General features: G+C 69.7%; 21 protein-coding genes and 3 pseudogenes. 4 read left to right on the forward strand and 20 right to left on the reverse strand.

Annotated features, from left to right (window positions below; genetic code table 11):
- Window positions 1-351: 351 nt before the first annotated feature.
- The 9 genes and pseudogenes from FHR38_RS05315 to FHR38_RS05345 all read right to left on the reverse strand — a co-directional run bounded on the left by FHR38_RS05315 (window position 352) and on the right by FHR38_RS05345 (window position 7613).
- On the reverse strand, window positions 352-1056 hold the full coding sequence (locus FHR38_RS05315) for a 3-keto-5-aminohexanoate cleavage protein (RefSeq protein WP_184533280.1): 705 nt from the start codon (window positions 1054-1056) through the stop codon (window positions 352-354).
- A 59-nt stretch (window positions 1057-1115) separates the two neighbouring features.
- A complete protein-coding gene (locus tag FHR38_RS05320; protein ID WP_184533282.1) occupies window positions 1116-1835 on the reverse strand; it encodes a regulatory protein RecX in 720 nt (239 codons plus the stop codon).
- A gap of 23 nt (window positions 1836-1858) precedes the next feature.
- A pseudogene (locus FHR38_RS32775) lies at window positions 1859-2311 on the reverse strand (recombinase RecA family protein); the annotation flags it as partial.
- A 222-nt stretch (window positions 2312-2533) separates the two neighbouring features.
- Window positions 2534-3088, reverse strand: a pseudogene (locus tag FHR38_RS32780) (LAGLIDADG endonuclease); the annotation flags it as partial.
- 60 nt (window positions 3089-3148) lie between these two features.
- A pseudogene (recA, locus tag FHR38_RS32785) lies at window positions 3149-4000 on the reverse strand (recombinase RecA); the annotation flags it as partial.
- Between the two features lie 184 nt (window positions 4001-4184).
- Complete coding sequence (locus tag FHR38_RS05330) at window positions 4185-4385, reverse strand: DUF3046 domain-containing protein (protein ID WP_184539270.1); 201 nt, start codon at window positions 4383-4385, stop codon at window positions 4185-4187.
- A gap of 2 nt (window positions 4386-4387) precedes the next feature.
- The gene (locus FHR38_RS05335) at window positions 4388-5704 is read right to left on the reverse strand and encodes an MFS transporter (RefSeq protein WP_221448916.1); all 1317 of its coding nucleotides are present in this window, start codon (window positions 5702-5704) and stop codon (window positions 4388-4390) included.
- Between the two features lie 213 nt (window positions 5705-5917).
- Window positions 5918-6703 (reverse strand): ABC transporter permease subunit, encoded by a 786-nt coding sequence (locus FHR38_RS05340; protein ID WP_184533287.1) that lies wholly within the window; start codon window positions 6701-6703, stop codon window positions 5918-5920.
- Window positions 6696-7613, reverse strand: coding sequence for an ABC transporter ATP-binding protein (locus FHR38_RS05345; RefSeq protein ID WP_184533289.1), 918 nt, complete (start codon window positions 7611-7613; stop codon window positions 6696-6698). Before FHR38_RS05345 ends, FHR38_RS05340 begins: the two co-directional genes overlap by 8 nt.
- Window positions 7614-7698: 85 nt before the next feature.
- Between FHR38_RS05345 and FHR38_RS05350 the strand changes: the two genes are divergently transcribed.
- Both FHR38_RS05350 and FHR38_RS05355 read left to right on the forward strand, forming a co-directional pair.
- Window positions 7699-8154, forward strand: coding sequence for a GbsR/MarR family transcriptional regulator (locus FHR38_RS05350; protein ID WP_184533291.1), 456 nt, complete (start codon window positions 7699-7701; stop codon window positions 8152-8154).
- 310 nt (window positions 8155-8464) lie between these two features.
- Window positions 8465-8878: a TrmH family RNA methyltransferase gene (locus FHR38_RS05355; RefSeq protein ID WP_221449414.1), complete on the forward strand. Its 414-nt coding sequence runs from the start codon at window positions 8465-8467 to the stop codon at window positions 8876-8878.
- Between the two features lie 38 nt (window positions 8879-8916).
- Here FHR38_RS05355 and FHR38_RS05360 read toward each other — a convergent pair whose 3' ends face one another.
- Both FHR38_RS05360 and FHR38_RS05365 read right to left on the reverse strand, forming a co-directional pair.
- Window positions 8917-9618, reverse strand: coding sequence for a UdgX family uracil-DNA binding protein (locus FHR38_RS05360; protein WP_184533295.1), 702 nt, complete (start codon window positions 9616-9618; stop codon window positions 8917-8919).
- Window positions 9619-9762: 144 nt separating this feature from the next.
- Entirely contained in the window at window positions 9763-11103 is a 1341-nt protein-coding gene (locus tag FHR38_RS05365) for an aminotransferase class I/II-fold pyridoxal phosphate-dependent enzyme (protein ID WP_184533297.1), read from the reverse strand.
- Between the two features lie 39 nt (window positions 11104-11142).
- On the opposite strand from FHR38_RS05365, the gene FHR38_RS05370 reads away from it, so the two are divergent.
- Window positions 11143-12390 carry a bifunctional pyridoxamine 5'-phosphate oxidase family protein/GNAT family N-acetyltransferase gene (locus tag FHR38_RS05370; RefSeq protein ID WP_184533299.1) on the forward strand — a complete coding sequence of 416 codons (1248 nt, stop codon included), beginning with the start codon at window positions 11143-11145 and terminating at the stop codon, window positions 12388-12390.
- A complete protein-coding gene (leuE, locus tag FHR38_RS05375; RefSeq protein WP_184533301.1) occupies window positions 12387-13058 on the forward strand; it encodes a leucine efflux protein LeuE in 672 nt (223 codons plus the stop codon). Before FHR38_RS05370 ends, leuE begins: the two co-directional genes overlap by 4 nt.
- 14 nt (window positions 13059-13072) lie before the next feature.
- On the opposite strand, the gene FHR38_RS05380 is transcribed toward leuE, so the two are convergent.
- The 9 genes from FHR38_RS05380 to FHR38_RS05420 form a co-directional block, all read right to left on the reverse strand.
- Entirely contained in the window at window positions 13073-13999 is a 927-nt protein-coding gene (locus tag FHR38_RS05380; protein ID WP_184539272.1) for a sporulation protein, read from the reverse strand.
- Between the two features lie 62 nt (window positions 14000-14061).
- Window positions 14062-15126: a hemolysin family protein gene (locus tag FHR38_RS05385; protein WP_184533304.1), complete on the reverse strand. Its 1065-nt coding sequence runs from the start codon at window positions 15124-15126 to the stop codon at window positions 14062-14064.
- Complete coding sequence (locus FHR38_RS05390) at window positions 15123-16451, reverse strand: hemolysin family protein (RefSeq protein ID WP_184533306.1); 1329 nt, start codon at window positions 16449-16451, stop codon at window positions 15123-15125. The genes FHR38_RS05385 and FHR38_RS05390 overlap by 4 nt, the downstream gene beginning before the upstream one ends.
- Window positions 16452-16657: 206 nt before the next feature.
- Window positions 16658-17014, reverse strand: coding sequence for a monovalent cation/H(+) antiporter subunit G (mnhG, locus tag FHR38_RS05395; RefSeq protein WP_184533309.1), 357 nt, complete (start codon window positions 17012-17014; stop codon window positions 16658-16660).
- Window positions 17011-17271 (reverse strand): MrpF/PhaF family protein, encoded by a 261-nt coding sequence (locus FHR38_RS05400; RefSeq protein ID WP_184533311.1) that lies wholly within the window; start codon window positions 17269-17271, stop codon window positions 17011-17013. Before FHR38_RS05400 ends, mnhG begins: the two co-directional genes overlap by 4 nt.
- On the reverse strand, window positions 17268-17981 hold the full coding sequence (locus FHR38_RS05405; protein ID WP_376771385.1) for a Na+/H+ antiporter subunit E: 714 nt from the start codon (window positions 17979-17981) through the stop codon (window positions 17268-17270). The genes FHR38_RS05400 and FHR38_RS05405 overlap by 4 nt, the downstream gene beginning before the upstream one ends.
- Window positions 17978-19483, reverse strand: coding sequence for a Na+/H+ antiporter subunit D (locus FHR38_RS05410; RefSeq protein ID WP_184533313.1), 1506 nt, complete (start codon window positions 19481-19483; stop codon window positions 17978-17980). The genes FHR38_RS05405 and FHR38_RS05410 overlap by 4 nt, the downstream gene beginning before the upstream one ends.
- A complete protein-coding gene (locus FHR38_RS05415) occupies window positions 19480-19962 on the reverse strand; it encodes a Na(+)/H(+) antiporter subunit C (protein WP_184533315.1) in 483 nt (160 codons plus the stop codon). Before FHR38_RS05415 ends, FHR38_RS05410 begins: the two co-directional genes overlap by 4 nt.
- Window positions 19959-22754: a Na+/H+ antiporter subunit A gene (locus FHR38_RS05420; protein WP_184533317.1), complete on the reverse strand. Its 2796-nt coding sequence runs from the start codon at window positions 22752-22754 to the stop codon at window positions 19959-19961. Before FHR38_RS05420 ends, FHR38_RS05415 begins: the two co-directional genes overlap by 4 nt.
- Window positions 22755-22891: the final 137 nt, after the last annotated feature.

Consider the following 22891-nt stretch of genomic DNA (forward strand, 5'->3'; position numbering starts at 1 on the left):
GATGGCCCGGTGGCTGGCTGTCGAGACGCCCGACCGAGGCGGCTGGCCGGGGCAGCACGTAACCATCGACGACCCCCAGCGGAGACCATCGATAGCCGATTGCCAATGTCACGCCTCTCCGGACCGGCCTCCGGTCGGCGCAGTTGGCCCACAGAGCTGGTCAACTTGTTGTCGTACTGTTACGCGATCTATGTTGTGCCGTTAGCTGCGAAGGTCGGTCGTACTCGTTGTATGGCGAGGCTAGGTCGCAAGGTGCCATTCGGTCAAGGAGGCATGATCGACCACATCGCCAGACTCAGCGCATGGGCTTGCTCACCGGCAGCTGATGACTTATAGGATAAAAGCTCGATTTCACCCTGCCCCGAGGGCCACCGCCGCCGCCACCAACTCCGCGTTTCCCACCCCTGTCACCCCGTCCGGCAGCACCGTTGTGTCCTCCAGCCCTATCCGGGTGGAAAGGCCACGCCGGACCGCTTCCCGCAGCACATCCCACGTCATCGGGCCCTCCCCGTGCAGCAGCACCGGCGGCCCGGCCGGCGGCAGATCCGCCAACATCCGCTCCGCGTCGGCCAACGCGTCGGTCGGATCCGGGCGTACACACTCGACCAGAATCCGCTCGACCGGCACCGTCCAGCGTCGATACCACTCGACCGCCTCCGGAGCCCAGAGGCCAGCCTCCACCGCCACGCCCCGCTCCCACAGGGTCGCCGCCACCCGCTCTGCACCGGATTCGTGGGCGTTGACCGAGGCGAAGTCGGGCAGCACCGGCCATGCCCGGATCGCCGCGACCCGGGCGTCCGGGTCCGGCTCGATCCAGTCCCCGGTGCTGACCCCGACCGGCAACTCCGGGCAGGCCTGTCGCAGACCGGTCACCGTGGCGGCGATCACCATCGGATCGAGGCTCTCCCGGCCACTGTCGTCACGCGGATGCACGTGCACCGCGGCCGCGCCCGCCGCCCGACAGCGCAGCGTGTCAGTGACCACCTCGGCTACGGTGATCGGAAGCGCCGGATGTTCGGCGCGCGTTCGCCCACCGTTGAGACAGACCTTCAACATTTCGCTCCTCCGCCTGGGCCCTCCGGTCCTCGGTTCTCCGTTCCCCGGGCATCGGCGGTCTAGTCGAACGAACTGCTCTCTCGGTCCAACTCCATCTCGCTGTCCGCCAACGCGTCCGCGTCGATGTGCTCGGCGAACTCCGCCGCCTCGGCACTCTGCGCGGCCAACGCCTCCTTGACGGCCCGAATCGCCACCCCGGCCGGGTAGCCCTTGCGGGCCAGCATCGCCACCAGCCGGCGGAAGACCGCGTCCGGCTCGCCACGTGCCGTACGAAGCTTCCGGTCGACCAGCGACCGGGCAGTGGCCGCCTCGGTCGTCTCGTCCAACTCCCCGAGCGCCTCGCTGGCGATCTCGCCGTCGACGCCGCGCTGACGCAACTCGTTGGCCAACGCCCGGCGGGCCAGACCGCGCCCCTGGTGCCGGCTGCTCACCCAGGCCCGGGCGAAGGCGGCATCGTCGATGATCCCGACCTCGTCGTAGCGGTCGAGCACCTGCTCGGTGGTCTCCTCGGAGATGCCCCGACGGGCCAGTGCGGTGGCCAATTCGGCCCGGGTACGGGGTCGTACGGCGAGTTGGCGCAGGCAGATCTCCCTGGCCACCTCCGCCTCGTTCCGGGGCGGGCTGGCGGTTTCGCCGCCGGTAGCGTCGAGGCCGGTGCCGGCGGAATCGCCATCGGCACTTCGGTCATGCCGAGGGCGTCCGGTGGAGGTGGCGCGCGGTCGGGGCGGGGCCGCATCCCAGCCCCGCCCCGACCGCGCGCCCCGACGTCGTCCAGTCACGTCGATGTGGCGTCAGTCGACAATCAGAAGTCCACCGGCGGCAGCTCCGGGCCACCGGCGGCGTCGCCAGCCGCACCCGCGCCAACACCGAGCTTTTCGAGGATCTTCTTCTCGATCTCGGCCGCCACGTCCGGGTTCTCCCGCAGGAACTCGCGGGCCTTCTCCTTGCCCTGACCGAGCTGGTCACCGTCGTAGGTGTACCAGGCACCCGACTTGCGGATGATCGACTGCTCCACACCGACGTCGATCAGCGAGCCCTCGCGGGAGATGCCCTTGCCGTACATGATGTCGAACTCGGCCTGCTTGAACGGAGCCGAGACCTTGTTCTTCACGACCTTGACCCGGGTCCGGTTACCGACCACGTCGGTGCCGTCCTTGAGGCTCTCGATCCGGCGCACGTCGAGGCGGACCGAGGCGTAGAACTTCAGCGCCCGACCACCGGTGGTGGTCTCGGGGCTGTTGTGCACCATCACCCCGTCGACGAAGTAGTTGTGGTTGCCCTCGACCTCGATGTCGAACCGGTTCATCGAGCGGGTCTTGGGCTTCACCCGTACGTCGATGATCCGGGCCGGCACCGGGCGCATCTCCGCTGACACGAACTCCGGCTCGACGACGCACTGGCCACGGAAGCACGGAAGCAGCTTGGCCTCCATCGCCGCTGGGACGTACGGCGCGACAAGCTCCTGGAACCTCGCCGACGCCTCCGTCGTGAACTGGATGACCGGCATGCTCCGCGCGCCCCGCGCCGTCAACTTCACGTCCAGCCCGTGGCTGTCGCGCAGATATTCGACGAGGCGCTCACGGGTGCCTTCGGCCATCGCCTCGACGCAGATCTCGATGCGACCGGAACCACCCTCGGTACGCTGCTGAAGCCCCTTGGAGCGCACGGTGAAACCACCGTCGTCCATGTACCACACCGCCAGCGCCAACGGCGTCAGCGCCTTGAGGTAGTCCCAGCTCAGGTGCTTCTTGCCGTCGCCCAGGTAGACCGCTCGCCGCAGCTCGTCCAGCTCGGGAAGCGGTGTGAAGTCGGCGAAGACCGCGCCTCGGGCGTCGGTCCGGCGCGAGTTCGGGACGTTACCGAGCAGCGCCACCTTCCAGTCGAGGTAGTCGGCCTGCTTGGCACCATGGCCCAGCCGGAACCGGACCCCTGCCCGATCGCGGCGGTTGGGCGAGAGGTTGCCGTCGCCCATCAACGAACCGAGCACGACCTGCCACTGCTGGTCGCTGAGTCGGCGTTCCTCGGCCAGCATCACCCGGTCGCCGGCGATCAGCTCGCCGGCCTCGCGCCACCCGCCCGGGGTACGGACCAGGTGGTTGGCGGTGGCGGCGAACTGTGCCCGCCCGTTCCCGCCCGACTTGGCGACCGTGAACTGGAGGAACTGCTCCGCCGGACCGTTGTTGAACCAGTTGGTGATCTTCTTTGGCTCGACCCGGTCGGTCTCCGGGTTGTACGACAGGACCTCGACCGCCATCCGCTGGTTGACGATCTTGCCGATCTTCTCCTGCGTCCCGTCGGCGAGGGTGACCCTCGTCGAGTAGGACATGCAGCCGAACATCACACCGATCTTCTCGCGGAGCTGGTTGATGAAGATCGCGGTGGTGCCGGTGCTGTTCAGCACACCGGTGATCTTCCGCAGCGCCTGGCTCATCAACCGAGCCTGGAGACCGACGTGACTGTCGCCCATCTCACCCTCGATCTCGGCGCGCGGCACCAGCGCGGCGACCGAGTCGATGACGATGATGTCCAGCGCACCGGATCGGATCAGCATGTCCGCGATCTCCAGGGCCTGCTCACCGGTGTCCGGCTGGGAGACCAGCATCGCATCGGTGTCCACGCCCAGGGCCTTGGCGTACTCCGGGTCGAGCGCGTGTTCGGCGTCGATGAACGCGGCGATGCCACCGGCCCGCTGGGCGTTGGCCACCGCGTGCAGTGCCACGGTGGTCTTACCGCTCGATTCCGGCCCGTAGATCTCCACCACCCGCCCGCGCGGTAGACCACCCACGCCGAGCGCCACGTCGAGCGCGATCGAGCCGGTGGGAATCACCGCGGTCTGGATGACCGGTCGGTCCCCCAGCCGCATCACCGAGCCCTTGCCGAACTGCTTGTCGATCTGAGCGAGAGCAAGGTCGAGTGCCTTCTCCCGGTCAGGTCCTGCCGCCATGGTCGCCACCCCTGCCTTTGCCGGCGTCTTTGCTGATCCCTTAGTCACGCGGACACGCTAGGCGCTGGGTCCGACAGAAAACAGCTGACCGGCTGTGATCTGTGGACGGGCACCCCCGCTGTGGACAATAGCCGAACAGGTGTACGAGCCGACGACCGACACGCCCCTGTCACACATTCGCAGCTCAGCGTAGTTGCGCCGGCACCCGATCGGGGTAGGCGGCACACACTGCCCGCCACACCACCAGCGTCGATTCGCCCTCCGCGAACGCCTGTTCGATGGTGCGACCCCCGAGTTGGGTGAGCACCTGGTCTGCGGCGATACTGCCGGCGTACGCAGGCCCGAACGTCTGCTCCAGACGCGTCCAGAAGTCGGTCAGCCGCACCCTCACGCCCCCTCTGTCGTGGCTCCGCTCGGAGCCGGACGCAACGCTAGCGCCACCAGCGGCACCACCGCGAGCGCCGCCAGCAGATTGAGCACGGGGTAGCCGGCGAACTCGACGACAAACCCGCTGACCGCACCGGCCGTCGCCCCGGCCAGCCCCATGATCAGGTCGGACAGCCCCTGGGCAGCCGGCCGGACGTCGACCGGCACAGACTCCGACAGCAGGGTCGAGCCGGTGACCATGGTGCCGGACCACCCCAGGCCGAGCAGGGCCAGGCCCAGCGTCAGGCGGGTCGTGTCGTGCCCGGCGGTGCCGGCGACCGCACACGCGGCGAGCAGCAGGCCGACCCCGCCGAGGATGACCGGTCGACGGCCGTACCGGTCGGTGAGCCAGCCGACGACCGGGGACAACGCGTACATGCCGGCGATGTGCACGCTGAGCACGATGCCGACCACGTGCAGCACGTCGGCGTCGCCGTGCGACTCGCCGAGGCGTACCGGGGTCATCGACATCACCCCGACCATGACCAGGTGCCCGACGGCCACGGCGGCGATGCCGAGGCGGGCGGCCGGGCGGTTCACGACCACCCGCAGCGCCGCCCGCAGACTGCCGCTGCGCTTCCCGGCGGGGGTGACCATCGCCGGGGTACGGCCATCCGCCAGCCGCCGAGCGGTGAGCAACGGGTCCGGGCGGAGGAAGACGAAGAGCACGGCGCCGGCCAACACGAAGGCGACCGCACTGAACGCGAACGGGCCGGAGAGTGCGGGTAGGCCCAGGTCGGTGGTGAACCGGTCGGCGCTGGCGGCGAAGTTGGGAGCCGCGACCGCCCCGATCGTGGTGGCCCAGACGATCAGCGACAGTTGCCGTCCCCGACGGGCCGGTTCGGCGAGGTCGACGGCGCTGTACCGGGCCTGGAGGTTGGCGGCGGAGCCGCCGCCGAAGAGCAGCATGCCGAGGAAGAGCAGGGGGATCCAGCCGGTCACGGCGGCGAACACGACCAGTACGCCGCCCAGCGCGCCGGTCAGGTAGGCGACGACGAGGCCGGGGCGTCGACCGGCGGCGCTCATGATCCGGGTGACCGGTATGGCGAGTAGCGCGCCGCCGACCACGGCAGCGCTCTGGGCAAGCCCCGAGACGGCGGTGCCGACCAGCCGGGCGGCGAGCAGCGCGCCGACGGAGACGCCGATGGTGGTGCCGATGCCGCCGATGATCTGGGTGCCGAAGAGCAACCTGAGGGTACGACGCTGGACCCGGGCGATGGCGGGGTCCTGATTGTCGGTCGCGCTCCCGGGTGGGGGCACGGTGGCGGCAGTGGCCATCAGAGGCTCCATCGGCGGTAAGAGGTGATGGGGTGGCTACATCCTTACTGCCGATGCGGCCTGGCCCTCAGGGTACGCCGCACGACCGCCCCGACGACCGGGCCCGGATACGCCGCTGGCGGAATCGATGGGGTGGTCGATGTGCAGCGGCCCCCGCATCTGGTTGCCTGCTGTCGGGGGCCGCTGACACATCGCTCGCTCGTCGGCTGACGGTCAACTGGTGAGGTCGCGTCGATTGAACGCGGCGGTGGCGACCAGGAGGAGCACGATGCTCGCCATCGCGAGAACGCCGAAGTCAGCCCAGTGGAAGCCGTTCTGGAGCGGCTCGTTGCCGATGTAGTAGTGGAACGGAGAGGCGTAGCGAATCCCGTCGACGATCTGGGGAAGGAAGGTGTTCGCGGCGTACCCGAGAACACCGACGGTGGCACTGCCGGCGAGGGTGGCCACCCGACTGCCGGTGACCGCTCCGATGGTGACGGCGATGATGCCGAACAGGGTGGCCAACAGTGCGAGCGCTACGCACTGTGCGGTGAACTGGCCGATGCTGATGGTGTCGAGTTGGGCACTGCTGCGGATGGCGAGCATGGCGAGCAGCACGGTGGCGGCGAGACCGAAGGCCCCGAGGGTGAGTGCACCACAACGGTGCAGCAGGAGTCGGGTACGACCGACCGGATAGGCGAGGAGCAGGTCGAGATAACCAGCCTCCTCGTCGCCGGCGACGGCCCTGGTACCGGCCGTGATGCCGTAGCTGACGGCGATCAACGGCACGAGGATGCCGAAGACGCTGGAGCCGAGATAACCGGCGGCGCTGGCAAGATCCTCCATGTTCAGTGCCTCACGGATCGCCGGGGAGAAGCCCTCGACGGCCTGTCCCATCGCACCGTCGGCGACCTGCGGATAGAAGCCGGCGTACATGGCCGCCACCAGGGCGGTGCCGGCGGCGAAGCTGGCGAGGCTTCGGCGGGAGTCCCACAGGGTCTTGGTGAGGACGTTAGGCATGGCTGTTCTCCCTGCTGCCGGCGTCGGTTGGTTGGTAGTAGGCGAAGAAGAGTTCCTCCAGGTCGGGTTTGCTGGCACGCAGGCTGGCGACCTGGTGGCGGGCGAGGACCTGGATCAGCGTGTCGGGGCCGGTGGCCAGGGCGAGTCGTACGGTCGAACCGTCGACGGTGAGATCGGAGATGCCGGGAAGCGCGGCGAGGGCCGCATGGTCGACGGATCCGGTGAAGGTGATCTCGAATCGGTGTACGGCGTGGTCACGGAGCCGGGCGACGGTGTCGAGGGCGACGAGCCGGCCCTCCCGGATGATCCCGACCCGGTCGGCGACCGCCTCGACCTCGGCCATGATGTGCGAGGACATGAGGACGGTCTGTCCGGCGGCCTTGGCCTCTCGTACGAGGTCCAGAAAGGTCTGCTGGACCAACGGGTCCAGACCGGAGGTCGGCTCGTCGAGGATCAACAGGTCGGGCTGGTGCATGAACGCCTGTACCAGGCCGACCTTCTGCCGGTTGCCCTTAGAGAGGGTCTTGATCCGGGCGGACAGGTCCAGGTCCAGCCGAGTGGCCAACTCCGCGATACGGGTCTTCGGGACGCCGCCGCGCAGGGCGGCCAGGAACGTCAGGCACTCTCCCACCCGTTGGCGGGGGTCGACCACGAAGTCGCCGGCAAGGTAGCCGATTCGGCGGTGTAGGTCCACCGCGTGCTCTCGTGGGTCGCGGCCGAACAGCAGGGCCCGGCCGCCGGTTGGTCTGATCAGGTCCAGCAGCAGTCGAATGGTCGTCGACTTCCCGGCGCCGTTCGGACCGAGGTAGCCGAAGACCTCCCCCTCGGACACCGTCAGGTCGAGTTCGACCAGGCCACGGCGGGACCCGTACGTCTTGCTCAGCTTCTCCAGCTGAATCACGTCTCCCATGACGCCGACACTAATGAATTTTCAAAGAACTTTGAAGATTCGAAGGTGTTAGGATTTCGTCAAGATTTGCGACAAGAGGAGCCTGATGCCAGCGCTGAGCGACCCCGCGGAACGCCTCGCCCTGAGCCTCGCCCAGGGGGGCATGCAACGGATGACAGCCCGGGTGCTCGCGGCACTGCTCTTCACCGAGCAGGAAACCCTCACGGCCGGCGAGATCACGGAACTGCTCACCAGCAGCTCCGGAAGCGTCTCGATGGCGTTGAAGTCGCTCACCTCGGTCGGACTGGTCGAACGGGTGCCGGCCCCTGGCAGCCGCCGGGAACACTTCCGCGTCCGCAGCGACGCATGGGCCACGCTCATGTCGGACCAGAACCAGATGGTGCGGGTGATGCGCGAGGCCGCCGAAGAGGGCATCGCGGCCACCGGCGAGAACAGCACCGCCGGTCGACGTCTCGCGGAGATGCGGGACTTCTACGACTACCTGTGGCGGGAACTACCCGCCCTGATCGACGCGTGGAGAACCCGACGGCCGGCCCCCTAGGTTTGGAGTCTTCGTCCCTGAACCAGCACCCGCCGCCCCATCACCACGACGCCGCCGTCCGAAGTTTCCATCCACGCGCGCTAGGCAATACCCTTGGCCCTGACGCTTGTTGTCCCACACTCGTTCTCCGTCGATGGCCCGGGTACGCCGCGAAGTACCTCAAACTGATGCGTTTCAACGCTTGGAGCCAGACCGCTCCCGTCCGGTGAGTCCCGTGATCAGGGTTCGCTCCCGCAAGGATCTGCGAGCCGTCCGCCGCCCCCGCTCCCACCCCTGTTGGGGACACCTCGTCGCTGCGGCTCTCTGGCCAATGCACGGGGCGAACCTCGGCACCCTGCTACGCACCTGCGACGCAGTCGGCGCTTGCCTGGTGGTTCCACCTTTCCGCTGGGTCGACGAGGCCGTTGCCAGGGGAAACACGCTGCGCCGGCCCAGTTGCGTACATCGGGTCGGGAATCCGGTCCGCTGGCTGGAGAGTGAACGCGCCAACGGCTCGCATATCGTCGGCGTGGAACTGGCCGACGAGGCGATCCGCTTGGCCGATCTCCCGGCGGCCGACCGCCGGACCATCATGATCCTCGGCCACGAGGCTTCCGGCATCCCCTCCGAAGCCCTGGACCTGCTCGACCGCGCGGTGGAGATCCCCATGGTCGGCACCGGCCACAGTCTCAACGTCGCGGTCGCCGGCTCGCTTGTCCTGTACAAACTCGCGGGACTGCTCTGACCCACCTCGGTCCACCGCTGGCGGACCGAGGTGGCATCTCAGGCGGCGAGGGCACCGGCGACGACCTTCAGGTCGTCGACCAGTCCGGCGTACGCGATCTCGCGGTTGTCGGCGCGCAGCACCGCCGACGGGTGGATGGTGGCAACCAGTTGGGCTGGCGGCACCGACCCGAGCTGGCCGGTGGCGTCGGTCGGCACTCGGGTGAAGTCCTGCGGCCGCTGGGCCGAGTCGGGCCAGGGCATCAACACGCCCCGGGACCGGGTGACCCGAAACGACGGGCCGAGCAGGGCCTTGGCGGCGGTCGCACCGAGCACCACGACGACCTCCGGTTGCAACTGGGCGAACTCGGCGACCAGCCAGGGCCGACAGGCCACTATGTGCACCTGGTCGGGGGTCTGGTGGATGCGCCGTTTGCCCCGCAGCTCGAACCGGAAGTGCTTGACGGCGTTGGTGATGTACAGCTCGCGAGGGTTCAGGCCGGCGTCGTCCACCGCCCGACGAAGCAGGTGTCCGGCCGGCCCGACGAACGGCAGTCCCTTCTGGTCCTCCACGTCACCCGGCTGCTCGCCGACGAAGACCACCCGGGCGTTGGCGTTGCCTCGCCCGAAGACGGTCTGGGTGGCGTCCTGATAGAGCTCGCAGCCCCGGCAGTCGGTGGCGGCGGTGCGTAGCGCCGCCAGGTCGTCGGCGTCCGGTGGGATGAAGTGCTGGGCACCGGGCGCGGTCGTGGTTTCGGCCATGGCGACCTTTTTACCCCCTACCACCGACACGAGTACGGCGGGTCGGAGATTTCGCCGCCGGCCGGCGGGATTCACGAATCAGGCGCTGAACGGGACGGCCGGCGCCACACATCAGGCGCTGAACGGGACGGCCGGCGCCACACATCAGGCGCTGAACGGGACGGCGGTGTCGGCGGCCATCGCCCGGGTCACCGCGTCGACGAATGGCGGAATGTCCTTATCGGTCAACGGGCTGATGGTGATCCGTACCCCCGGGCCGGTGGCCAGCCGGTAGAGCGAGGAGGGGGCGACGGCGTACCCGGCGTCGCGCAGCATGGTGACCACCCGAGTCTCGTCGCGTACCGGCAGCCAGAGGTTGATGCCGGTACGCCCGTACGCGATGACCCCCCGGTCGGCGAGCGCGGTGCGCAGGGCATGGCGGCGGCGGTCGTAGCTGTCCCGGGCCTCGGCCAGTTGCGCGGTCACGGCCGGGTCCTGCCAGAGTCTGACGATCAGCTGTTGCAGCAGGGTGGAGACCCAGCCGGCGCCTACCCGCATTCGGCCGGCGACTCGGGCCACGGTCGCCTCGTCGCCGGCCAGCACCGCCAGGCGCAGGTCAGGCCCGTAGGGCTTGCTCGTCGAGCGGAGGAACGCCCAGCTACCGGTGGACCCGGCCAGGCTGTGCAACGGTACGGGGGCCAGCTCGGCCGCGTGGTCGTCCTCGATCAGCAGCAGCTCGGGGTGGGCGGCGAGCAGGGTGCGCAGTTCCTTGGCCCGGTCGGCGGTGACGGCAGCACCGGTCGGGTTCTGCGCACGAGTGGTGACGATCAGCGCCCGGGCCCCGGCGGCCAGGGCGGCGCTCACCCCGGTGACGGTGGGTCCGTCGTCGTCCACCGGTACGCCGATGGGGCGCAGCCCGAGGGCGGCGACCAGGTCGAGGAGGTTGGCCCAGCCGGGGTCCTCCACCGCCACCGGGTCACCGGGGCGCAGGTGGGCGGCGAGCAGCCGGTCGATGCCGTCCAGCGCCCCGCTGGTGACGGTGATCGCGTCCGCCGGGACGCCGTCGGCGGTGAGCCGGGCCCGGGCGCGATCGGCCAGTTCGGGGAGCACGCCGGCGGTGGCGTAGCCGACCGGCGGCTCGTCCCGGGCGGCGATGGCGGCCAGGTGGGGTCCGAGCCGGGGCAGCAGCCGGGTGTCGGGTTCCCCGGCGGAGAGGTCCCACCCGCCGGGGGGCGGGGGCAGGCGCAGCGCGGAACGGTGGGCGGCGACCGGGGGCCGGGGGCGGATCCGCGTGCCGTGGCGACCGGCGGTCTCGACCACGCCCCGCTGTCGGAGCCCCTGGTACGCCTTGGCGACGGTGGCCGGGCTGACGGCGAGCTGCTCGGCCAGCGCACGGACGGCCGGTAGCGCTGCCCCGGGTTGCAGTGCTCCGGTGCGTACGCCGGTTTCCACGCTGGCCGCTATCGCGGCTGCCGTACCACCGATGATCTGATAATGTGCTGCCACAGTTGCGAAATTGTACTAGAACAAATACGGGAGCGCGACATGTACCCGAAGACGGAACGGACCACCGCCCACCGCGACCGGGGCCGGATCGGCTACCAGCGGGCGGTGGTTCACGCGATCCTCGACGAGGCATACCACTGCGTGCTGGCCTTCACCGTCGACGGCGAGCCCCGAGCACTGCCCACCCTGCACGTACGCGTAGACGACACCGTCTACCTGCACGGCTCCACCGGCAGCCGGCCGCTGCTGGCCGCCCGAGGCACCGACGGGCTGGCCGTCTGCCTCACCGTCACCCTGCTCGACGGGCTCGTCTACGGCCGCTCCCAGTTCCACCACAGCGCCAACTACCGCTCGGTGATCGCGCACGGCACCGCCCGACTGGTCACCGACGAAGCCGAGAAGCAGGCCGCGATGACCGCCCTGGTCGAGAAGGTGGGTCGGGGCCGGGCCACCGACAGCCGGCCGCCGACCCGCAAGGAACTCGCCGAGACGGCGGTGCTGGCGCTGCCCCTGCACGAGGTGTCGACCCGGGTCCGGATGGGTGGGGTCGACGACGATCCTGCCGACCACGACCTGTCGTACTGGGCCGGGGTGGTGCCGCTACGGCTGGTGCCAGGCCCCCCGGAACCCGACGCCGGAGTCTCCGCCCCGCTGCCCGCGTACCTGCGGCCGGCGCACTCGCCGTGGCTGACCGCCGCACCGATGCGGGGCGAGCACGTGATCCTGGAACCGCTGGACCTGTCCCAGGTCGACGGCCTGTACGCCGCCACCGCCGCGCCTGAGGTGTGGCAGCATCTCGGCAACCCGATGCCTCGTAACCGCGACGACGTGGCGGCGATCGTGGCCGAGGCGCTGCGCGCCGCCCACCGGGGCGACCGGGTGCCCTGGGTACAGCGTTGCGCGACCACCGGCCAGGTCGTCGGCAGCACGTCCTACTACGACGTCGACGAGGTCCGGCGCACGGTCGCCATCGGCTACACGTTCCTCGGTCAGCCCTGGTGGCGTACCGGTATCAACACCGAGGCCAAGCTGCTGCTGCTCACCCGGGCTTTCGAGGAGTTGGGCGCGGTACGGGTGGTCTGGCACACCGACATCCGCAACGCTCGCTCACAGCGGGCCATCGAGCGGCTCGGGGCGCAGCGGGAAGGTGTGCTGCGGATGCACAAGCAGCGGCCGGACGGGTCGTGGCGGGACACCGTCGTCTACTCGATGACCGCCGACGAGTGGCCATCCGTACAGGCCACACTGCGGGACCGGCTGCGTCGAGGCGTACCCGTGGCCGGATGATGTCGCCTGTGCTAGGGATTACCGACATCTGGACGTACGTGCTGGGAACGATCGCGATCGTCCTGCTACCCGGCCCCAACTCGCTCTTCGTGCTCTCGGTCGCGGCCCGACGCGGAATCTCGACCGGTTACCGGGCCGCCGCCGGGGTGTTCGTCGGCGACACGGTGCTCATGGTGCTCTCCGCCGCCGGGGTCGCGTCGCTACTCAAGGCGTACCCGCCGATCTTCCTGGTGATCAAGTACGCCGGTGCGGCGTACCTCGGTTATGTCGGTCTGACCATGCTGCGCGGGGCCTGGCGGCGCTGGCGGACCCGCAACGATCTCGGCACGCCGCGGCTGATCGACGCCGCCGAGCCGGCGATGGTACGCAGCCCGTTCCGCCGGGCCGCGGTGATCAGTTTGCTGAACCCGAAGGCGATCCTGTTCTTCGTCTCCTTCTTCATCCAGTTCGTCGACCCGCACTATGCCTACCCGGCCCTGTCGTTCCTGCTGCTCGGGCTGATCGCCCAGGTCACCAGCGCCCTCTACCTGAGTTTGCTGATCTTCGCCGGTGCCTACCTGGCGGCGCAGTTCAGTCAGCGCCGGCGGCTGGCCGCCGGGATGACGACCGGGATTGGTGCCCTGTTCCTCGGCTTCGGCGTGAAGCTCGCCACCGCCAGCGCCGGCTGACCCGTTCACACCGGTCACGTGCCGTCGCCGCCGCCTCCACCGCCGATCCCGGCGCCGCCGCCAGCGGTGCCCTGCTCGGCGGCCTTGGCCGAGTGGCTCTCCTGAGGGTCCTCCGGCGGATGGGTGACGTGGGCCGACTCCACGATGGGGGTGGGGTTCCGATAGCCGGACGCCGCATAGGCGTGCCGGTTGATCGCCTGCCGCAGCCAACCGTCGATCAGGTTCACCCAGTCGTCGCCACCGCTGGCGGAGGTGTGCCGCACCAGGAACCGACTCAGGCTGTAATGCCCCGCCCCGGCCATCGCCGCCCGCCGGTCGAGCCCGAAGATGGCCTCCACCCCGTACCGGTTGGTCAGCAGGGTCACCTCCAGCTCGGAGAAGGGCCCGGCGTAGAGCGGCGGTGCCCAGAACCCGATCTTCTGGTGGAACGGCAGTGTCTGGGCCACCCCGGGCAGCCGGCCCGACTGGAGTCCCGCCTGCCGTAGGCGGAACTCCAACGCGGCCAACGCCGAGAAGATCCGTTCCTGGGCCGGCAGCGGATGTACGTACACCGGAAGCATGCCGCCCTGGTCGAACATCGGGTCGACCCCGACCTCGGTGCGCAACCCCATTCGCAGGGTGAGCGGCCGCAGGCCGTTGATCACCGTTATCGGGGTCTCCCAGGGCATCGCCAGGGCGAACGCCACCGCACGCCGCTGGCCCGCCGGCACCACGAACGGACCGGCCACGGTCACCCGGTGAAACTCCATCAGGACCCGGCCGGCGGCCAGGTCGTCCGGCTCCACCTGGGTGACCAGCCCGAGCACGACCTGCTCCACCGGTACGTCCGCAGAGCCGGCCGTGAGGACCACCCGGCCGGGCAGGCGCAGCCCCGGCCGGGTACTCGGATTCGTCAGGACGGTGTTGACGGACAGGCCCGTAGCACCGAGCCCGGGCGGCATCCCCCCGAAGGCCACCGGCGTCCCCCTCTCCTCTGCCGCCCGCGACAGGGACGCCCCGCAGGTCAGCGCATCCGTCGCCCGCGCGGCACCGGGTCGGTCTCGTCGTCGAACTCGCCGATGACCTCCTCCAGCAGGTCCTCCAGCGCGACGAAGCCCACCGGTCGGCCGGTGCCCGCGCCGTTGGTCACCATGGCGAACTGCACCTGGTCGGCCCGCATCGCCGCGACCGCCTCGGTCACCGACGCGGTGGTGGCCAGGCTGAACGCCGGAGTCATCAGCTCCTGCGCCGTCGCCAACCGCCCCGTCGTCGTGGCCCGGACCGCCTCCCGTACGTGTACCACACCCAGCACCTCGCCGGGCCCGTCCAGCACCGCCAGCCGTGACCGGCCGCTGTCCCGGGACACCTGCTCGATCCGCTCGGCGGTGTCGTCCCGGCGCACCGCGACGATCCGGTCCACCGGCTCCATCACGTCGGCAACCAGGGTTCCCTGCAGTTCGAGCATGCTGGTCAGCATCTCGTGCTGGTCGGCGGCGAGCAGCCCGTGTTCCCGGGACTGTTCCAGCAGCATCCGCAGCTCCTGCGGCCCGTGCGCCTGCGCCAGCTGGTCCTGCGGGTTCACCCGGACCAGCCGCAACGTGGCGTTGGCCATGCCGTTCAGCGCCCAGAGCACCGGCCTCGCCAACCAGGCGAAGGCCCGGAACGGCAGCGCCAGCAGCAACGCCGAACGCTCGGGATGGGTGATCGCCCAGGACTTCGGTGCCATCTCGCCGACCACCAGGTGCAGGAAGGTCACCAGGGCCAGCGCGAACACCAGGGCGATGACGTGGCTGGTCGCCGCCGGCAGCCCCACAGCGGTCAGTGCCGGGCTGAGCAGGTGCTCGATCGCCGGCTCGGCGAGCGCACCGAGACCCAGGGTGCAGATGGTGATACCGAACTGCGCGCCGGCCAGCATCAGCGACAACTCGCGGTTGCCCGCCAACGCCGCCCGGGCCGCCCGGCCACCGGTGGCGGCGGCCTGCTCCAGGCGGTAGCGCTTACTGGCGACCAGCGCGAACTCGGCCGCCACGAAGAAGGCGTTCAGCGCCAGCAGGGCCAGGGAGGTCAACAACGCCCAGGTGGTACTCATCGGGCCACCTCCAGCCGTACGGAGTCGGCCACGTGCCGGTCGACGGCGAGTACCTCGACCAACGCCCTCGGTGGCAGCTCGGCGTCCAGTTCGGCGGCGAGAGTGATCTCCAGCCGGTCACCCACCTCGGGTACCCGGCCCAACTCCCGCATCACCAGTCCGGAGATGGTGTCGTACTCCGGCGCCTCGGGCAGCGCGATGCCGGTGCTGTCGGCAACCTCGTCGATGCGCCAACGGGCGGGTACCACCCAGGAACCGTCGGCCTGCCGGGTCGGGGCCCGCTCGGGCGGATCGTCCTCGTCACGGATCGGCCCGACCAGTTCCTCGGCGATGTCCTCCAGGGTGATCACACCGGCGAAGCCGCCGTACTCGTCCACCACGCAGGCGAGCTGCCGGTGGCCGGACCGTAGCCGGTCCAGCACCGTTGGCAGTAGCAGCGTCGTGGGCACCAGCAGCGGTGGTCCGGCCACCGCACCAACCAACTTCCTGCCCCGCTGCTCCGGCGGGACCCCCAGCACGTCGGCGATACCGACCACGCCGACCAGGTCGTCCACGCCCTCCGTGCCGCGTACCGGGAACCGAGAGTGTCCGGTGTCCAGCAGCTCGACGACCCGGCTGACCGGCTCGTCGGCGCGTACGGTGTGCACGTCGACCCGGGGCACCATCACCTCGCCAGCGGTGAGCTGACGGAAGTCCAGTCCTCGGTCGAGCAGGGCTGACATCTCCGCGTCGAGGTGCCCCTCCTGCCGAGACTCCGCGATGATCTGCTCCAGGTCCTCCGGAGTGGCCCCGCTCGGCAGTTCCTCGACGGGTTCGATGCCCACCCGGCGCAGTAGCCGGTTGGCGGCCATGTCGAAAAGCTTGATCACCGGTTTGGCGACAGTCAGGTAGATCAACGTCGACCGGCTGAGTGCCCGCGCAACGGTCTCGGCTCGGGCGATGGAGAGGTTCTTCGGGGCGAGTTCGCCGAACACCATCTGCACGATGGTGGCGATGACCAGGGCGAGCGCCACGGAGAGCGGCAGACTCACGGACCGCGGCATCCCGGCCAGGCCGAACAGGTCGGCCAGCCCGTCACCCAGGAACGGCTCGGCGACATAACCGACGAGCAGTGCGGTGACGGTGATGCCGAGCTGGGCACCGGAGAGCATGAAGGACAGCCGACCGGTCACCCTCAGAGCCCGTTCGGCTGCCGGGTCGCCCTGGTCGGCGAGCTGCTGAAGCTTGCCCCGGTCGACGGCGATGTAACCGAACTCCTGGGCCACGAAGTAACCGGTCGCGGCGGTCAACAGGATGATCAGAAGAAGGCCAAGCGCGATCAACACGGATTGCTCAGGGCTCCCTGCGACGGCACCTGGACCTCATGTGGCCGGGTCCGACCCGGCTGGCTATAACTGCCCTCCTGGGCAGTGGATTCGATCATTCGGCCAGTCTATCGGCACGACCTGGGGATTCGCTGTACGAGCAAGGAAGGGCCCCTGGTTGTCGCCTTGTACGTCGGAAGGGGCCCTTCCTCACCTCCCAGCGAGGGTCAGTCACCGTGGTGGCGGACCGGCTGGTCGGCGAGTTCGTCCACGACCAGGCGTTCCTTCTCGCACCGGCCGCCCCGGTAGGCGGCCCGCCCGACCAGATGTGCGGCGATCGGAGCGGTCGCCAGTTGGAAGACTCCCACCAGCAGCAGCGTGGTCAGGTCCGCCCCGCTACGCAACCGCAGCCCCACCCCGATCAGGATGAGCAGCAGTCCCAGCACCTGTGGTTTGGTGGCGGCGTGCATCCGGGACAGCACATCGGGGAAGCGCACCAGCCCCACTCCGGCGATGAGGCTCAACAGCGCACCGGCGATGAGGCAGACCGCCGCCAGGAGGTCCATGATCTCGCCCCCGGTCACGATTCCTCCCGCGCCACGAACCGGACGACGCCCACCGAACCGACGAAACCGAGGATGGAGAGGACGACCATGATCGGCAGGGTGGTGGCGTGCCGGTTGATCGCCGCCTCCGCACCGAGGGCGCCCACCACCACGGAGAGCAGGACGTCGGTGGCGACGACCCGGTCGAGCAGGGAGGGACCCCGGGCGATCCGGATCAGGGCGAGCACCGCCGCGATGGCGAGCAGAGCGGTGACGATCACGACGACGGCGGTCATACGATGGCTCCTCGGTCGGGGGGAGACTGCTGCAGCTGGCGCAACTCGGCCTTCGAACCGACCGCCCGGAGGATCCGGGCCTCCAGGTCCAGCACGTCCTGACGGGCACGCTCAATGTCCTCGGGGCCACGGACGTCCAGCACGTGGACGAAGAGCACGCCGGCCTTCCGGTCCACCTCCACGATGAGGCTGCCCGGGACCAGTGAGACCGCCTCGGCGGTCAGTGTGAGGTTGAGGTCCGAACGGACCCGCAGCGGTACGGCGATGATGGCGTTACGTGGCTGGTAACCCGGGCGCAGGGCGGTCCAGGCGACATGCACACTCGCGGTGACCAGGTCGTAGATGAACCGTACGGCGAACCGCACCAGGCCGACCGGGCGGAGCCGCCCCTCGAAGGTCACCGGTGGCAGCGGGAAGAACAGCAGCACCATCAGCGCCACGGCCAGGCCGCCGACGATGTTGCCCCAGGTGAACTCCCCGAACAGCAGATTCCACACGAGCACCAGCCAGCCCACCGCGACCGCCTGGTCCCGCCACCGGGTCCGCGGCGGGACGAACCGTGGCGTCTCCGGCTCCAACTCGGTCAACGGTGATTCGATCACCGGAGTCTTCGACAACTCCGATCTCTCCCGTTCGTCGGCAACGGGTGGCACCAGCGGCTCCCCCGCCGATGGTGGCTGCGCCGGTGGTTCGGACGGTGGCGGGGTCACGGCGTACCTCCCGGGAAGACCGCGTCGACGTACGGGGAGCGTGCTCGCAGATGCTCGGCGGCGTCGGCGCTGACCCGGTAGAGCGGCCCGGCGACCAGGGTGAGCGCCACCCCGAGCGCGACCAGGGCCAGGGTCGAGCCCACCATCAGCCGGGGTAACCGGGCCGGCGCGTCGGGCGAGTCCAGTTTGGGTGCCCGCCAGAAGGCCGCGTTCCAGACCTTCATGATCGCGTAGAGGGTGAGCAGGCTGGTGATCGTGCCCCCGGCGACCAGCAACCAGGGCAGCACCCCGCCCGCCGACACCCCGGCCTGCAACAGGCCGACCTTGCCGAGGAAGCCGGAGAACGGCGGAATGCCGGCGAGGTTGATGGCGGGTAGGAAGAACAGCACGCCGAGCAGCGGCGCTATCCGGCCGAGCCCACCGATCCGTTCCAGGTTGGTGCTGCCGGCCCGCCGTTCCAACAGCCCGGTGGCCAGGAAGAGGGTGGTCAGGATGATGATGTGGTGCACGACGTAGAAGATCGCCCCGGCCAGGCCGGCGGTCGTCGCCAGCGCCACCCCGAAGATCAGGTAGCCGATGTGCCCCATCAGGGTGAACGACAGCAGTCGTTTGATGTCGGACTGGGCGACCGCACCCAGGATGCCGACCAGCATGGTCAGCAGCGCCACCACCATCAGCACGTCGGCGACCCGGCCCCCGGGGAACAACAGGGTCTCGGTCCGGATGATCGCATAGACACCGACCTTGGTGAGCAGGCCGGCGAAGACGGCGGTGACCGGAGCGGGCGCGGTCGGATAGCTGTCCGGCAACCAGGACGACAGCGGGAAGACCGCCGCCTTGATCCCGAACGCCAGCAGCAGCATCAGGTTCAGCACCAGCCGTAGGTTGTCCGGCAGCGCGTCGAGGCGGTCGACCAACTGGGCCAGGTTGAGGGTGCCGGTGGCTGCGTAGATCAGCCCGATCGCGCTGAGGAAGATCAGCGACGAGAGCAGGCTGACCACGACGTAGGTGGTGCCGGCTCGGATCCGCACGTCGGTGCCGCCCAGGGTGAGCAGCACGTAGCTGGCCGCCAGCAGAATCTCGAAGCCGACGAAGAGGTTGAACAGATCCCCGGAGAGGAAGGCGTTGGTGACGCCGGCGGTCAGCACCAGATAGGTCGGGTGGTAGATGGCCAGCGGGGTGCCCTCGTCACCGTCCGCCCGCCCCTCGCCGATCGAGTAGAGCAACACGCACAGGGTCACCGCGGCGGAGACCACCAGCATCAGCGCCGAGAGTTGGTCGGCGACCAGCACGATGCCCACCGGTGCGGGCCAGCCACCGACGTTCACCACCAGTGGGCCGTCCCGGTAGGCCGCCACCAGCAGCCCCGCAGCGACCGCGAGGGTGGCGGTGAGCACGAGTACGCTGACCACCCGCTGGGCGCGGGGCCGCCGGGCCAGCACCAACGTCAGCGCGGCCCCCAACAGTGGCATGACCACCGGAAGCGGTACGAGAGAGTTCACTTGGTCGCCTCGTTCCCGCCCTGCCACCGGGTCGTCGGCCCGGGGTCGAGCTTCTCCAGGTCATCACCACTGTCGTCGATGCCTTCGTCGTCGGTGTCTTCGAGGCCGGAGGCGGCGTCCCGCTCGGCGCGTTCCGCGATCCGCCGGTCCTCCAGGTCGTCCTGGACCTCGTCGTGGCCGAACAACTGCCAACTGCGGTACGCCATGGCGAGCAGGAAGGCGGTCATCCCGAGCGTGATCACGATGGCGGTCAACACCATCGCCTGGGGCAGCGGATCGCTCATCTCCTCTTCCGGGGTGACCCCGACGATCGGCGCACCGCCGTTCGTGCCGCCCACCAGGATCAGCAGGTTGACCCCGTTGCCGAGCAGGATGATGCCGAGCAGCACCCGGGTCAGGCTGCGTTCCAGCAGCAGCGACACGCCACAGGCGAACAACACCCCGATGACGACCACCAGGACCAGGTTCGGGCTGTTCATTCCGCCTCCTCGATCTGCCGGTCCACTTCGGCACCCAGGCTGCGCAGGATGTCCAGCACCAGGCCGATCACGATCAGATAGACCCCGATGTCGAAGAAGAGCGAGGTCACCAGGTGGATGTCGCCGATGACCGGCAGGTGCAGGTCGACAACGGCGCTCTGCAGCACGTCACCACCGAGCAGCATGGCCACGACACCCGTACCGACGGAGAGGAACAGGCCGGCACCGAGCACCAGGCCGGCGTCCACCGGTGCCGCCTCGTCCAGTTCGTACCGTCCCCCGGCGAAGTACCGGACGGTCAGCGCCAGCCCGGCCACCAGGCCACCGGCGAAGCCGCCGCCGGGCGCGTTGTGCCCGGAGAACATCAGGTAGATGGAGAACAGCACGATGGTGTGGAACAGCAGTCGGGTGACCACCTCGAAGACGATCGAGCGACGCCGTTCCCGCAGCGTCGGGCCGCCGCGCAGCCAGACCCGGTAGCCCCGGGGCCGGCGGCTGGGCGTGGGTAACTCCGGTCGACGGGGCACCGGGCCACCACGCGGCCGGAGGAAGATCAGGCTGGCTACCCCGGTGGCCGCCACCAGCAGCACCGAGATCTCGCCCATCGTGTCCCAGGCCCGGATGTCGACCAGGGTCACGTTGACGACGTTGCGTCCGTTGCCGTACGAGACGGCCAGCTCGGGGAAGTCGACCGAGATCGGTATCGCCTCGCGGCCTCCGGCGGCGGCCAGCGCCAACGCCGACATGACCACGCCGACCGCCACGCCGATGGCGATCCGGACCCACCGGGTACGACGCAGCGGCCGGGCCGAGAACTTGATCGGCAACCGGCGCAGCACCAGTACGAACACCACGATGGTGACGGTCTCCACCAGGAACTGGGTGAGCGCCAGGTCGGGTGCCCCGTACAGGACGAACATCATCGCGGTGCCGTAGCCGGTCACGCCGACCAGCACCATCGCGGCGAGCCGCCGGGTGGCGCGTACGGCGAGCACGGCGGCGGTGGCCAGCACCAGCCCGACGACCAGTTGCAGTGGGCTGTCCCAGAGGTCGACCCGCTGCGGCCAGACCCGCCCGAGCAGCAGTGCACCGCCGGGACCGACGACCAGGACCAGCAGGATGATGCCCAGGTACTGGGGCAGGGAACCGCGCTGGGTGGCGGCGGTGACCTCGGTGGCGAACCGGTCCAGCCAGCCGGTGACCCGCTGGTACGCGCTCACCCCGTCGATGGGGGCCCGGACCCGCCGGACCACGGGGGTGACCCGCTCGCGGAACGCGAAGAGCAGACCGCCGCCGAGCAGCGCGATGGCCGACAGGGCCAGCGGCGGCGTGGCACCGTGCCAGAGCGCCAGGTGGTAGCCGGTCGGACCGACCCAACCGGCGTACGGGGTGAGCAGCTTGTCCACGATTGCGGCCAGCGGGCCGAGGGCGAATCCGGCCAGCGCGAGCAGCCCGATCGGGGCGAGCATGCTCACGCCGGCTGGCCGCGGTTGGATGGGCTCGACATCGGGCTTGCTGGCGAAGGCCCCCCAGACGAACCGGATGCTGTAGCCGGCGGTGAGGGCGGAGCCGAGCACCAGTGCGGCGAGCACGATCCAGTTGTCGGCGAACGACTCGAACACCGCTTCCTTGGCGACGAAGCCGAAGAACGGCGGGAGACCGGCCATGGAGGCGGCGGCGAGGGCGGCCCCGCCGAAAAGGACGGGCGTACGGCGCCACAGCCCGGACAGGGCCCGCAGGTCCCGGGTGCCGGCGGTACGGTCGATGGCACCGACGGTGAGGAAGAGCGCCGCCTTGAACAAGGCGTGGGCGAGCAGCATGGCGGCACCGGCGAGCGCGGCGTTGCGGTGCCCTGCACCGGTGACCACGATGAGCAGGCCCAACTGGCTCACGGTGCCGTACGCCAGCAGCAGTTTCAGGTCGGTCTGGCGCAGCGCGGCCCAGCCGCCGGAGAGCATGGTGATCACCCCGGCGACGGTGACGATCACGGTCCAGCCAGTGGTGAGTGCGAAGACCGGGGCGAGCAGCGCGACGAGGTAGACACCGGCCTTGACCATGGCGGCGGCGTGGAGGTAGGCGCTGACCGGGGTGGGGGCGGCCATGGCGGCGGGCAGCCAGAAGCTGAGCGGGAAGATGGCCGATTTGGACAGCGCGCCGACCAGGATCAGTACCAGTGCGGTGGTCAGGTAGCCGGCACCGGGCCGGGGCGCGTCGACCAGTTCCGACCAGCGGTAGGTGCCGGCGTGCTGGCCGAGCATGATGAAGCCGATCAGCATCGCCAGGCCGCCCAGGGTGGTCACCACCAGGGCCTGGAAGGCGGCCCGCCGGCTGGCCCGCTTCTCCGGGTTGTGCCCGATCAACAGGTAGGAGAAGACGGTGGTCAACTCCCAGAAGACGTAGAGCAGGAGCAGGTCGTCGGCGACGACCAGGCCGAGCATCGCGCCGGCGAAGCCCACGAAGACCCCGGCGAAGCGGCCGAGGCCGGGTTCGTCGGCATCGAAGTAGCGGGCGCAGTAGACCAGTACCGCCGCGCCGACCCCGCCGACCAGCAACATCATCAGCCAGGAGAGGGTCGTGACGCGCAGGGCCAGGTCGAGGTTGATCTCCGCGATCCAGGGGTACGTCTCGACGACCGCGCCGCCGTCACTCGTCACCTCGGTCTGCGCGACGGCCCAGACGAAGGTGGCGGCGGGGGCCAACGCCAACAGGTAGAAGGCACGCCGACCCCACCATCGGACGAAGAGCGGTGCGCAGATCGCCACGGCAAGGTGGAGGGTCAGCAACAGCAGCACACGTACTCCAGGTAGACGTCAGCATGGGCCCTTGTCGAGGGTCCATGACTGCGGCGGATCAGACGGCAGAAAGCCGGAGATATGGATGAGCCGGGCCGGTAGACCGGGCGGCGGTACGGTGTCGGAACCGGTCGGGA

Source organism: Micromonospora polyrhachis (assembly GCF_014203835.1).
GTDB classification, from domain to species: domain Bacteria; phylum Actinomycetota; class Actinomycetes; order Mycobacteriales; family Micromonosporaceae; genus Micromonospora_H; species Micromonospora_H polyrhachis.

What these genes read in the sequence shown, in the direction of transcription:
- FHR38_RS05315 (WP_184533280.1), bottom strand. Translation starts at nt 1,056, where the DNA reads ATGTTGAAGGTCTGTCTCAACGGTGGGCGAACGCGCGCCGAACATCCG.
- FHR38_RS05335 (WP_221448916.1), bottom strand. Translation starts at nt 5,704, where the DNA reads ATGGCCACTGCCGCCACCGTGCCCCCACCCGGGAGCGCGACCGACAAT.
- FHR38_RS05340 (WP_184533287.1), bottom strand. Translation starts at nt 6,703, where the DNA reads ATGCCTAACGTCCTCACCAAGACCCTGTGGGACTCCCGCCGAAGCCTC.
- FHR38_RS05345 (WP_184533289.1), bottom strand. Translation starts at nt 7,613, where the DNA reads ATGGGAGACGTGATTCAGCTGGAGAAGCTGAGCAAGACGTACGGGTCC.
- FHR38_RS05350 (WP_184533291.1), top strand. Translation starts at nt 7,699, where the DNA reads ATGCCAGCGCTGAGCGACCCCGCGGAACGCCTCGCCCTGAGCCTCGCC.
- FHR38_RS05355 (WP_221449414.1), top strand. Translation starts at nt 8,465, where the DNA reads ATGCACGGGGCGAACCTCGGCACCCTGCTACGCACCTGCGACGCAGTC.
- FHR38_RS05360 (WP_184533295.1), bottom strand. Translation starts at nt 9,618, where the DNA reads ATGGCCGAAACCACGACCGCGCCCGGTGCCCAGCACTTCATCCCACCG.
- FHR38_RS05370 (WP_184533299.1), top strand. Translation starts at nt 11,143, where the DNA reads ATGTACCCGAAGACGGAACGGACCACCGCCCACCGCGACCGGGGCCGG.
- leuE (WP_184533301.1), top strand. Translation starts at nt 12,387, where the DNA reads ATGATGTCGCCTGTGCTAGGGATTACCGACATCTGGACGTACGTGCTG.
- FHR38_RS05380 (WP_184539272.1), bottom strand. Translation starts at nt 13,999, where the DNA reads ATGCCGCCCGGGCTCGGTGCTACGGGCCTGTCCGTCAACACCGTCCTG.
- FHR38_RS05385 (WP_184533304.1), bottom strand. Translation starts at nt 15,126, where the DNA reads ATGAGTACCACCTGGGCGTTGTTGACCTCCCTGGCCCTGCTGGCGCTG.
- FHR38_RS05400 (WP_184533311.1), bottom strand. Translation starts at nt 17,271, where the DNA reads ATGACCGCCGTCGTCGTGATCGTCACCGCTCTGCTCGCCATCGCGGCG.
- FHR38_RS05415 (WP_184533315.1), bottom strand. Translation starts at nt 19,962, where the DNA reads ATGAACAGCCCGAACCTGGTCCTGGTGGTCGTCATCGGGGTGTTGTTC.